The organism is Aureimonas sp. Leaf324 (genome assembly GCF_001423245.1).
GTDB lineage: Bacteria > Pseudomonadota > Alphaproteobacteria > Rhizobiales > Rhizobiaceae > Aureimonas.
Window position 1 is genome coordinate 137,246 of record NZ_LMOH01000007.1, and the last position, 11,849, is coordinate 149,094.

Here is an 11,849-nt window from a genome sequence, read left to right on the forward strand (position 1 = left end):
GCGATCCGTCAGATGGATTGGAGGAGCTGGGCCAACATCTGGTCCACGGTGGAGATGATCTTGGCCGACGCCTGGTAGGAGCGCTCGAGTTCGATCAGGCGGGTCAGTTCGACGTCGAGATTGATGCCGGTCTCGCTGGACAGGGTCTCGTTCGTCTTGTCGACGAGCGTCGCCATCGACGTCGCCGAATTGCTCGCGGCGGCGCGCGACTGCTGCACCCAGCCGATCGACGAGGCCGCGTAGCCGGCGAGGGTCGCCTTCGGGTTGGCCCCGGCTTCGCTCGAGAAAGAGCGCGCGGTGTCCAGCGCCTTGCCGAGCGCAACGATCCGGTCGCTGAAGCCGCCGAGCTTCGTCGGCGAGCCCGGATTGAACTGGTAGTTCACGCCGTCGCGCACGAGCGTCGGGTCGGTGTTGAGGCCCGGCGCCAGCGTCAGGCTGGCGCTGAGGCCGCGATAGACGGGCTCGGCGGCCGGCGTGCCGGTGCCCGCCGTCATGCCGGCCGCCGTCAGGTTCGCCGACAGGCCGGAGATCTGGAAGCCGATGCTGTCGCCGATGCCGGTGGCCGACATCGACAGGGCGGTGCCGGTGTTGGCGACGGAGATGCGCCCTGCCCCGAGCGTCGCGCCGGCCGTCGTCTTGGCGCCGGCGACGAGCTGCTGAAGGCGGTTCGCAAAGCTCGTGCCGTCCACGAGATCGGCGGCCGTCAACGTTCCCGCGGCCTGATAGGTCGTACCGTCGTAGGTGACCGTGAAGGACACGTCCTTGTCGGTCGTGAAGGCGCCCGGCGTCGTGAATGCGCCGACGGATACCGGACCGGTGGTCGTGGACATGTCGACGGTCGAGGTGAAGAGGCCGGTCTTGGCGACGCCCGCGCCGGTCGGATCGAACTCGGAGAAGGCGGAGACGAGGCCGCGGGCGAGTTCGTCGAGCTGGGCGCCGTAGGTGTTGGCGATCCCGTCGCGGACCTCGGTGAGCCCCGCGATCTTGCCGGTCTTCACCGGCATGTAGGACTTCTCGCCGGTCACGGCGACGCCGTCGATATAGAAGCTGTTGCCCTCGACGCCGGGCGCCAGCGAGTTCGTCGACTGGTAGGACACGCTGCGCGCGGTGTTCTCCAGGAGCGTCACACCGGAGTCGGTGTAGATCACCATGTCGTTGTTGCCGCGCGACTGGACGCTGACGCCGACATACTGCGAAAGCTGCGTCACCAGACGGTCGCGCTGGTCGGACTGGTCGGTGATATCCTGGCCCTTGGTCGTGCCCTGCACGATCTGGCGGTTGACCGACTCGAGCTCGGCCAGAATCCTGTTCATGTCGTTGGCCGCGTCCACCAGACTGTCGTCCGCGTCGCGGCGAATGGTGTCCACCGTCGCGGCGTTCGTGCGGATCGTGGTGACGAGGTCCTGCGCGGCCTGCACGGCGTTGCGGGCGAGATCGAAGTTGCCGGGCGTGTTGGCGAGCGTCGAGAGCGCGTCGTTCAGCGCCGCGATGCGGGCCTGCGGCGACTCCTTGGCCGCCGTGTCGCCGAGGATCTCGTTGATGCGCGAGTAGGCGTCGGAATGGGTGACGGCGACCTGCAGCTTCGAGGTCGCGTCCAGCATGTTTCGGAAGAGGACCGAGTTCGACGCCTGCGAGATTGAGGTGACCGTGACCCCGCCCCCGGCGCCGGTCACCACATTGGCGATCTTGCGGGTGGCCCCCGCCGTGTTGACGTTGGCGATGTTGCTCGAGACGATCTGGGTCTGAAGCTGCGACGCGGCCAGCGACGACTTGGCAGTGTTCAACGCGGCAGAGAGCGACATGGGAGCAATCCGGGAGGGTACGAAGGACGATCGGTCCGGCGGCGCGCCGCAGGTCTGCGACGCGCGTTGCTGTCAGTATGGATGCGAACCGGCGCCGTCAGCGCTTCAGGTTCACCAGAACGTCCATGATTTCCGAGCCGGTCTGGAAGACCTTGGAGTTGGCGGTGTAGGACCGCTGGCTCTCGATCATGGTGGTGAGCTCGGAGGCCATGTCGACGGTGGAGTTCTCGAGGGCACCCGAGATCAGGCTTCCGAACCCGTCCGACCCGCCGAAGCCCATGAGGACGCTGCCCGATTCCAGGCTCGGCGCGAAGGCATTGCCGGACAGGACAGTCATGTTGTCGGGCGCCGCCACCCTGGCGAGCGGGATCTTGTAGAGTTCGCGCGTCGCGCCCGACGTGAAGGTGGCGAGCACCATGCCGTCCTTGCCGACGCTGACCTTGTCGATCACCTCGGCCGGGTTGCCGTCGACCTTCGCCTCCAGCGGCTGGTTGTCGCCGGTGAACTGGGTGGTGTTGCCGATGTCGAGGTTGAAGGCGGCGACGCCGCCGATGCTGGACAGGTCGATCGGCATGATGCCATTCGTGGCGCCATCGACCGTCTTCAGCGAGTAGTTCTTGGTCGCGTCGAAGACGATCGTCGACGTCTTGAGAAGACCCGCCGCGGTCGTCGCCGCACCGGCGGTTCCGCCATAGGGGAAGGGACGGTTCGTTCCGGTCGTGCTGGCCTTGCGGCTGTCGTAGACGGCGACTTCCCAGGTGTTCGTCGCGTCGTCGGTCTTGGTGTAGTAGATGTCGAGCTTCACCGCCTCGCCGGAGTTGGTGTAGACCACCAGCGAGTTCGAGACCGTCTTCTTCGGATCGGGCGTCTTGTCCGGATTGGCTGACGGACGGTCGGCTGCCGTCGCTTGTTGCGTGAAGTCCTTGTTCAGCGGGATCGTCAGGATGCCCTTGGTGCTCGGGCTGGCGCTGAGGAGGCCGGCGTTGAGATTCACCGGCTGAAGACCGGCAAAGCCGTTCAGGACGAAATCGGTGCCGTTGGTGCCGACGGGATAGCCCTTCAGCGCGTAGCCGGCCGCGTTGACGAGCGTTCCGTCGGGCTGCTGCATGAAGGAGCCGGCGCGCGTCAGGACGTTGCCGCCGTTGCCGTCGTCGACGACCAGGAAGCCCTGGCCGGAGATCGCAAGGTCGAGCTTCTTCGAGTTGACCGAGTTGGCGGTGTAGCTGAGGCCGCCCTGCTCGCTGATGAGCGTGCGCACGTTCGCCTCGACCGCACCCGAATTGTACTGCCCCTTGCCGTTGGCCAGCATCTGCGAGGTGAATTCGGTCGTGGTCTGCTTGTAGCCGTTGGTGTTGGCGTTCGCGATGTTCTCCGACACGGCGCTGAGGCGGGTCGCCTGCGCATTCATACCGGAGACGCTCGTGCGCATTAGGCCGCCGATGCTCATACTGCCACCCTTATCCGTTACCTCAGATTGCATTCACAGTAGTGGGAATGGCTTGCGCGAAGCTGCTGTCACATAGAATTTAAATAACAGATCATTAAACATATCTTCATAAATCGAAGTGCCCGACACTTTCGTGCCGGGCCCCTCAAGTCGTTTGTCAGTTGTCTGCGACGGCTTGCTTCAGACGCCGATGCCGTAGCCGAGGTAACGCTTCGACGAGACCGGATCATAACCCAGGCGCATCTTGAGCTTCTTGCGCAGCTTGGAGATGTGGCTCTCGATGACGTTCTCCTCGACGTTCTCGTCGAAGATGCCGTAGATCGCGCTGAACAGCTGCTGCTTCGAAACGCGGCGGCCCTTGTTGGCGACCAGATACTCGAGGATGCGGCGCTCGCGGCGCGGCAGGACCATCGGCTGGCCGGCGACTTCGGCGTCGCGACCATCGGCGAACACGCAGATCTCGTCCACCGTGGTCTTGGCGCGGTCGATCGCGACTTCGCGGCGGCGGATCGCGCCGACACGGGCCAGGATCTCCTTGACGTGCACGGGCTTCGCGACGACGTCGTCGATGCCGGCGGCGAAGAGATCGAGCGTCGACGTCAGGGCCTTGGCTTCGGCCAGGGCGATCATCGGCGCGGTGGAGCGGCTGCGGACGAGGCGGGTGAAGGCGCCGCGCTCGGGGAAGTCGCCGAGCAGGAAGGCCTCGACCGCCGACAGGTCGTTGTCGGACGCGGACTCGACCCAGTCGCGGAATTCGTCGACGCCGAAGCCGGCGGACGAGACGCCTTCCGTCCCGAAGAGGGACTTGTAGCCGTTCGTGACCAGCTCGCGATTGTCCACAACTACGATCATTTGTCCCCGCCGCGTGACTTGCGTTTCGTTAGGAAACAAATAACCAACCCACCGCGAATCGGGCCATCCCCAAAAATCACTATAGGGTTAATGCTTCGTATCGCTCACCGGCGGTTTACCATTCGTTTACAGCCGGTTGTCTGGAAGCATTCAAATTTCAGGTTTATCACGGAGCGGTGATTTTCAATCTATCCGTGCAACCTATCGCGAGCCTTGCAACCACCCGAAAGCAGGACATCGGGCAGCTTCGCGCGCGGTCGAAGAGGCAAAACGGGATGCCCGAGACCCAGGGCTCGGCCATCCCTTTCGCGTCGATCAGAGGTAGGTGGAGCCGGCCTGCGATTTGGCCGGAGCGGCATCGTCGCGGTTCGAGGACGCCGATCGGCGACGGCCGGACGGGTCGTCCGATCCGCCGGACGGCGCGCGACCGTCGGGACGCCCCTCGCCTGTCGGGCGACCGCCGTGCTCGTTCTGGTGCGAGCTCGTGGCGCCGGCATCGGCCGTCTGCAACTGGCCGTTGTCGCGGGTGATGACGGAGATCGCGGCGTCGTCGAGCGAGAAGCCGGCGTGCTCCAGAAGCTTGCGCAGCGAAGCCTGGTCGTCCAGCAGCATGGAGGCCGTATCGCTGCGGCTGGCCGCGAGCTCCAGCGTCAGACGTCCCTCGTTCAGCCGCATCGACACGTCCACGGTGCCGAGGTGCTCGGGATGAAGCTGGATCGTCAGCGTCTTGAGCGCGCCGCCGCCGGCCCGCATGCGAAGATGGGCATCCGAACTGGCGGGCGCGGACTGGGCCGGCGCCTTGGCGGGATCGCCGAGCGCTTCCATGATCGGTCCGGCCACCTGCCCGGCCAGGTTGTAGGGCGACGAGGACGGGAGCGGCGACGCGATCGAGACGGTGCCCGATGCCGCGTCCGCGCTTCTGGCCGCGCTTCGACGGTCCGCCAGTTCGCTGAGGGCCGACTTCGCAGCGGCCGAACCGTCGCGTCCGGCCTCACGGCCTGATCCATCGGACGCGCCGCGTCCGAGCCGCGCAAGCGCCTCGTCGAACCGCATCGGCGGGCTGGCACCGTCGTCGGCCGCGCCCTTGGCAACATCGCCCGCCGCCGACTTGCCGTCGCCGACGCGTCCTTTGGCGATGTCGGCGAGGGCTGCGGACAGCGCGCCGGGCGCCGCGCCCTTGGACTTGGCGTCCACGACGGGGGTCGCCTCGTCCTTTGCACCTGCCTTGCCCTCCACCAGAACCATGCCGTCCTGGTGCGGCTCGAAATGCGTTTCCATGCGCAGGACGTCGAGCTTCATTCCGCCCTTGGTCTTGCCTTGCGCCTCTTCGGCGATCGCGACCTTCTGCCCCGCGCGGTCGAGCGACAGCTTGGTCTCGCCATCGGCCTTGGCGTGCTCCTTGGCGACCTGCTTCTCAAGCTTTGCGGCTGCCTTGGCGCTGGTGACGGCCGCGAGCGAGCCGAGGAGGGCCTGGAGTTGGTCGGCCTTCAGATCGTGCTTGTCTTCGGAGGCCGCATCGTCCGCGTCCTCAGGATCGACCGGCGCCGCGTCGTTCGCGGCCGGCTCTGGCGCCTCGACGTCGGCCTTCGACGTTCGGTCGTTGGAATTGGCGGAACGCTTGCCCTCGGCGTCGCGCACCGCCCTCCCGAACGCATCGCCGAGCACGCCGCGATCGGCCTCGGGATTGGCGGAAGCGCGGGCCGGTCCGTCCTTGTCGAGCGGCGCGAGGGAAAGATCGATCTTCATGGATTACGGCTTCTTCATTTCCTTGGAGGCGGCGTCGAGCGCGGCCCGCGCCCGTGTCAGAACCGACGAGGTGTCCGGCTCCGGCGGAGCGGGATTGCTCACCTCTGTCATCAGCGCCGGCTTGGCCATGGAGTCCAAGACGGAATAGGCGGCATCGAGAATCTTCTGGTCCTCGACATGCAGGAGGCTTCGGTCGATGCCGTCCAAGGCCTTTCTCGAAGCGGTCTGGTCGTCGGCACCGAGCGCGGAGGCCGTCCGGTAGAGGTTGGCGCGGGCTGCGTCACCGGGCTCCAGGCCGTCGAGGGTGATGGCCTGATCTGCGGACTGCGACGCGAAATGGAGGTTGCCCGCCACGAGCGAACGGCGGGCGGCCGCGAGATAGAGCCGCTGCTGCCGAGCGGTTGGGAGCCCCGCGACGACGCCGTCCATGGCGACGAGCGCCGCCTGCGGATCGGTCATGGCACGGCCGACCACGAGGGCGACGTAGCGGGTCTCGAAATTCGCCGCATAGCTGGAGTCGTGATAGGTGTCGAAGTAGCGCCGCGCCATCCGGTCGGCGTCGTCGTGTGCACCCGCGTCGTCCGCGAGCGGCGCGCCGAGCCGCAGCGCCGCCTCCTCGATCAGCGTGCCAGGCGCGAGCAGCCGGGCGTTGGCCAGATCCTCGATCGCCTTGTCAGGATGGTCGATCTGATGGATCTGACCCAGCGCGAGACTGACCTGCGCGGCCAGCACGGGCTCCAGATCGTCGATCGAGATCGCCTCGAGCTTCGTCGCCGCCGTCTTCAGATCGTTCCGCACATAGGCCAGCGCCCCGTCGAACAGGGGGCGTTCGGCCTCCGGCAGGCGTCCCTGGTCGAGCAACGTCGCGATGACGTCCGGCGTCCCGCCGCTGAAGGTGAAGAGCACGATGGCGCGGGTGTTGCGCGGATCGTTCCAAACCTCAGGCGCGGCTTCGACGAAGGTGCGGGCGAAGCGGCGCAGGAGCAGCGCCTGCACGCGGATCGCGCGCACGTTGCCCCGCGCCACCTGATCCTGCAGGAACTGCACCGATCGCATGACGTCGAAGGGCATCGGCGTGCGCGTTTCGGTCCAGTGCGTGTCGCGACCGCCGGCCAGTTCCGTTGATGCTTCCGGCGCGGGGTCGTGGGCCGCGCCCGCAGCCTCTCCTCCAGCGCCCGCGTCGGCGGTCGGCGCGGGCGCCGGGTCGGCAGACGCGGCGGCCGTTGCCTCTACGGCGGCCGGCTCGGCCTGTCCCGCGGCTTCGGGCACGGCGGGTGCCTCCATACCGCGCGCCGGCAGCATGGACGCACCGATCAGCAACGAGCCGAGCAGGAGCCGCAGAGAGTTCTTCACGCCTTGGGTTCTTTCAAGAGGATCTCGATGCGCCGGTTGCTGGCGGCCTCGGGATCGGACGCATTGCTCGGCTGGCGGTCGGCGACGCCTTCGATCGCCTCCACCCGCTTGTCGTCGAGCCCGCCGCGGCGAAGCATGTAGTAGGCCATGTGGGCGCGATCGGTGGAGAGGCGCCAGTTGTCGACCTGGCCGTTACCCGAATAGGGCCGCGCGTCGGTGTGACCACGGATGACGATGTCGCCCGGACGGTCCTTCAGGATCGCCGCGATCTTCTCCATCAGGCGGATCGCATCGGCGGTGGGCCGGGCCGAACCGATCTGGAACATGCCGGTGTCGAGCGTGTCGGCCAGCGAGATCGTGACCGTGCCGGAGCCCGCGTCGCCGCTCTTCACCTGGACGTCGGCGGCTTCCGTTCCCGGCACGCTGGCGTCGATCTCCTTCTGCAGCTCCGCGGCATCGCTCTGTTCGGGCGTTGCCGGCGCGGCGGGCGCGGCGGCCACCTCGACCGGCGGCGCTGCGGGCTTCGGCGGCTCGACGGCGACGGTCGCGAAATCGTCCGCCGTGACCTCGACCTGCTTGCCGGCAACGGCGTTCGGCGTCAGCTGCCAGGACGTCGGGTCGAACGGGTCGCGGTAGGCATCGCCCCCATTAAGGCCCGGAAGCCCGGTGCCGTCGGGCTTGCCGACCGCCTTGCCGGTATCGCCCATCGCCTCGTTCTCGGCGACGATCTCGGCCAGCACCGCATACGGGTCGCGGAAGATCGCCTGATCCTCGCCGCCCTTGGCGTCGCCCCCCACGGGCTTGCCGCCGGGGGTGCCGGGCGTCTTGCTGTCTTCCGCGGCGGGACCGGGCGTCTGGGCGGGCGCGGACGGGTCGCGCGCCACGCCGTCGGTCGGCGGCAGCGGGTCGTTCAGTTCGATCGGATTGAAATACTGGGCGATCTGGCTCTTCGTCGCCTCGTCCGACACGCTGGTCAGCCACATCACGAGGAAGAACGCCATCATCGCCGTCATGAAGTCGGCGAAGGCGATCTTCCAGGCGCCGCCGTGATGACCGTCCTCGACCTCCCCGCTGCGCCGGACGATGATGATCTCGTGCCGCTCGGTATCGAGTGCACTCACGAAAGCGCCTCCTCGACGGCCTTCAGCCACGCCGCGAGACGGGTCTCGATCACGGTCTGGTTGGCGTCGATGCGAACGTCGGTATGCGTCTCGTCGGGATCGAACGAGACGTGCCGGGCGTGATCGCCGAGCTTGCCTTCGAGCGAATGGAGAAGGTCGCTCGGGCCCGACGCCGCGATCTTCACGGTGTTGCCGTCGAAGGCGATCGTCTTCACCGCGCCGGCGAGCTCATCCACGGTCATCCGCTTGCGCGCGTCGAGCACAAGCGGGCGCAGGAGCGCGCTCAACGTCGTCTTCAACGCGTCCTCGAACACGGCCATCTGCAGGATCACGAGATCGGCGAGACGGTCGCCCTCGGTCTCGACCCACTGACGGCGCGCATCCGCGAGCGCCCCCTCGTGATCGGCGGCGAGCGTCTGACGCAGCGCCTCGATGCGCTCGGCGGAAACGCGCTCCAGGTCCTGGCGAACCGCCTCTTCGGCCTCGGCCGCACCGTCCTGGTGGGCTTGCGCGAGGGCGATCTCGTGGGCGCGCAGCAACGTCTCGCGCTCCTTCGCCCAGGCCCGGCGCTCCGCTTCGACCTCACGCAGCGGCACGCGCGGCTCGGCCGGGCGCGGCTGGACGGGCGCGACGCCCGCCGCCTGCAGGGCCTTGGCGGGCATCGCCGTCGGGCGCATGGCGGGCGCAGCAGTGGCGGGCTTCGGCGCCATGCGGGGCGCCTGCGCCGCCGGCGAGGAGACCCGCGGCAGGCCGGCCTCGAAGGCGCGGGGAGCGGCGACCGGAGGCCGGCGCGGCGCCTGGGCCCGCAGCGGCACGAACTCGTCTTCGTTTTCGTCCGACAGGAATTGCGCGAGAGGGATCATGGCTTAGGCCGCCTCTTTCTGGTGAATCCACTGCTTGAGGATGGCCGCCGCTTGGGCTTCGTCGAAATCGACGAGCTTCTCGAGGCGGACCTTCGGCGAGTTGGCACGGTTGCGGGTGAGTTCGTCGAACAGGTCGTCGTTGGCGGGCGGTTCGCCGTAGCCGAGCGAGGCCACGAGGTCGGCGCCGAAGCCGGGAGGTGTGTTGAGCGGGCCGAGGTCGCCGTCGAGCATCGGGTTCTGCAGCTCGATCGGCCCGTCGCCCGTCAGCATGGCGTCGTCGCCATTGTCGTTGGCGGCGGGCGCCGAGATGGCGCGGATGGCGGGCTTCAGGCCGAACCAGATCACCAGCACGGCGACCACGAGGATGGTGAGCGCGTTGACCATGGTGCCGGACTGCTTCAGCAGCATCTCGCCGTAGCCGAGCGAGGGCACCGGCTGGAGGTCCTGGCCGTTGGAGACGAAATCGACGGCGGTCACCTCGAGCTGGTCGCCGCGGCTGTCGGTGATGCCGGCGGCCGAGGCCACGAGCGACTTCACCTCGGCGAGCGCGGCGTCGACCTGCTCCGGCGTCGGGTTCTCGCCGAGCGTGGCGACGAGCCGGGCGCGGTTGACGACGACGGCGATCGACAGTCGGCGCACGTCGTAACCGTCGGAGACGGTCTGCGTCGTGGTCTCGTTGATCTCGTAGTTGGTCAGTTCCTCGCGGCGCTCCTTGGCCTCCGACGACGAGTTGCCGTTGGCGGCCGGCTGAGGCGCGGCCTGGGGCACGTTCTGCGCGGCGGTCGCCGCGTTGTTGTTGGCGGCCTGGTCGGTCGACTGGCCGGTCTCGCGGACCGTGCGCGTCGAGCGTTCGACGCGGCCGTCCGGATCGAACTTGCGCGAGGAGATCTGGCGGCGATCGGTATCGAGGCGGGCGATGACGCTGGACTGGAAATTGCCGACGCCGAGATAGGGGGCGAGCGTGCGGCGGATCGAGTCCTGGATCGAGGAGGAGACGATGCCCTCCATGCCGAGCTGCTTGGTCGAGGTCGCGTTGGAGGCGTCGTCACCGGAGGCAAGGAGCGTGCCGTCGGTGTTGAGGACGGTGACCTGATCGACCTGCATGCCGGGAATGGCCGAGGAGACGAGGTGGCGGATCGCCTGCGCGTTGGCGAAGTCCTCGGTGTTGTCGGTGCGGATCACGACGCTCGCCGACGGCTTCTGGCTCTCGCGGCGGAAGGAACCGGGCTCGGGCAGGACGATGTGGACGCGCGCGGCGCGCACGTCCTTCAAGGTCTGGATCGTGCGGGCGAGCTCGCCTTCAAGAGCGCGGACGCGCGTCACCTCCTGCATGAAGGTGGTGAGGCCCATCGAGCCCATCGAATCGAAGAGCTCGTAGCCCGCGTTCTCGGACCGGGGTAGGCCCTTCTCGGCCAAGAGCATGCGGGCGTTCGCGGTCTGCGAGAAGTTGGTCATCACCGTGTCGCCGGCCGCGTTCACGTCGAACGGAATGCCCGCTTCGGTCAGCGCCGCGCCGATGCGCGTCACGTCCTGCCGGTCGAGGCCGGAATAGAGCGACTCCATGGTCGGCTTGGACAGGTAGAAGGCGGCAAGGCTCACGAGCGCGATGGCGACGACGCCGATCAACGCCAGCGCACCCAGCTTGCGGCCGCCCAGCGCCTGAAGGTTGGACAGGAGTTTTTGGGCCTCGGCCCGAGCGACCATCGCCATGCGTTCGCCTGCGGAATGCGGGAAGTGATGGCGTCACTCTGGGGGCACAAGCTTGCGCGGACGTGATGACCTTACCGAATGATGAAGGTTGAAGGTTGAAGGATTGGAGTTCCGATCCGGAATCGAAAACCCTCCGGCACGGGGAGCGCCGGAGGGTCGCTTGCTAAGCCGTCGGCAAGTGGCGCGACGGGGAGACGCGATGCGTCGCCGACGCTTAGCGGAAGAGCATGAGGATGTTCTGAGCGGAGTTGTTGCTCATCGAGATCGCCTGGTAGGCGAGCTGCTGACGGACCTGCAGAGCCTGCATCTTGGCGGTCTCACGTTCGAGATCGGCGTCCACCAGACCACCGAGCGCGTTGTTACGGACGTCGGCCATCCGGTCGTTGAAGCTCATCGCACTGTCGAGCCCCTTCGACACGGCGCCAAGCTGGGTGGCGATCGCTGCAATCTCGCTCTGCGCTGTCGCGGCATCCGTTGTCGTGAAAGCCGTCAGACCGCCGGCGTTGGTAATCGCCATGAGCTCGGTCATCGCGGTGCCGGCGGTCGGGAGACCAGCCGTATAGGCGACGGTTCCGACCAGCGCGCCGTCCGAAACGCCGGTCGCGACGGAGAGGTCNGAGCTCGGTCATCGCGGTGCCGGCGGTCGGGAGACCAGCCGTATAGGCGACGGTTCCGACCAGCGCGCCGTCCGAAACGCCGGTCGCGACGGAGAGGTCGTTCGGTGCACCGGCAGCGCCGAGAAGGTTCTTGCCGTTGACCGTCGAGCTGCCCATCAGAGCCGTGATCTGCGTCTTGTAGGCAACGACCTGATTGGCTTGGCTGGTCGTGGCAGTACCCCCAGCGGCTGCGACAGAGGCGGTGATCTTGGCCACCTCGTCGACCAGCGAGCCGATCTCGTCGAGCGCCGCCGTCGCGGCATCGACCTGGGCCTTGGCGGTGCTGAGGTTCGACTTGA

At 67.6% G+C, this 11,849-nt stretch carries 9 protein-coding genes; all 9 read right to left on the minus strand.

Annotation, left to right across the window (positions count from 1 at the left end):
- Positions 1-8 precede the first annotated feature (8 nt).
- On the minus strand, positions 9-1,802 hold the full coding sequence (gene flgK / locus ASF65_RS06645; protein WP_055886924.1) for a flagellar hook-associated protein FlgK: 1,794 nt from the start codon (positions 1,800-1,802) through the stop codon (positions 9-11).
- 97 nt (positions 1,803-1,899) lie between these two features.
- Positions 1,900-3,249 carry a flagellar hook protein FlgE gene (locus tag ASF65_RS06650; protein WP_055886930.1) on the minus strand — a complete coding sequence of 450 codons (1,350 nt, stop codon included), beginning with the start codon at positions 3,247-3,249 and terminating at the stop codon, positions 1,900-1,902.
- Between the two features lie 180 nt (positions 3,250-3,429).
- A complete protein-coding gene (locus ASF65_RS06655; RefSeq protein WP_055886932.1) occupies positions 3,430-4,101 on the minus strand; it encodes a response regulator transcription factor in 672 nt (223 codons plus the stop codon).
- 315 nt (positions 4,102-4,416) lie between these two features.
- A complete protein-coding gene (locus ASF65_RS06660) occupies positions 4,417-5,847 on the minus strand; it encodes a flagellar hook-length control protein FliK (protein WP_055886934.1) in 1,431 nt (476 codons plus the stop codon).
- 3 nt (positions 5,848-5,850) lie between these two features.
- Positions 5,851-7,200, minus strand: a complete 1,350-nt coding sequence (locus ASF65_RS06665; RefSeq protein WP_055886937.1) for a hypothetical protein — start codon at positions 7,198-7,200, stop codon at positions 5,851-5,853.
- A complete protein-coding gene (locus tag ASF65_RS06670) occupies positions 7,197-8,321 on the minus strand; it encodes a flagellar motor protein MotB (protein WP_055886939.1) in 1,125 nt (374 codons plus the stop codon). Before ASF65_RS06670 ends, ASF65_RS06665 begins: the two co-directional genes overlap by 4 nt.
- Positions 8,318-9,184, minus strand: a complete 867-nt coding sequence (locus ASF65_RS06675; RefSeq protein ID WP_055886942.1) for a hypothetical protein — start codon at positions 9,182-9,184, stop codon at positions 8,318-8,320. Before ASF65_RS06675 ends, ASF65_RS06670 begins: the two co-directional genes overlap by 4 nt.
- A 3-nt stretch (positions 9,185-9,187) precedes the next feature.
- Positions 9,188-10,894: a flagellar basal-body MS-ring/collar protein FliF gene (gene fliF, locus ASF65_RS06680; protein ID WP_244486578.1), complete on the minus strand. Its 1,707-nt coding sequence runs from the start codon at positions 10,892-10,894 to the stop codon at positions 9,188-9,190.
- A gap of 214 nt (positions 10,895-11,108) precedes the next feature.
- Positions 11,109-11,510, minus strand: a 402-nt coding sequence (locus tag ASF65_RS06685; RefSeq protein WP_280137617.1) for a flagellin, incomplete at its 5' end; no start/stop codon positions are given.
- Between the last annotated feature and the right edge of the window lie 339 nt (positions 11,511-11,849).

Coding starts and splice junctions, on each gene's coding strand:
- flgK (WP_055886924.1), bottom strand. CDS start 1,802: ATGTCGCTCTCTGCCGCGTTGAACACTGCCAAGTCGTCGCTGGCCGCG.
- ASF65_RS06660 (WP_055886934.1), bottom strand. CDS start 5,847: ATGAAGATCGATCTTTCCCTCGCGCCGCTCGACAAGGACGGACCGGCC.
- fliF (WP_244486578.1), bottom strand. CDS start 10,894: ATGGCGATGGTCGCTCGGGCCGAGGCCCAAAAACTCCTGTCCAACCTT.
- ASF65_RS06655 (WP_055886932.1), bottom strand. CDS start 4,101: ATGATCGTAGTTGTGGACAATCGCGAGCTGGTCACGAACGGCTACAAG.
- ASF65_RS06675 (WP_055886942.1), bottom strand. CDS start 9,184: ATGATCCCTCTCGCGCAATTCCTGTCGGACGAAAACGAAGACGAGTTC.
- ASF65_RS06650 (WP_055886930.1), bottom strand. CDS start 3,249: ATGAGCATCGGCGGCCTAATGCGCACGAGCGTCTCCGGTATGAATGCG.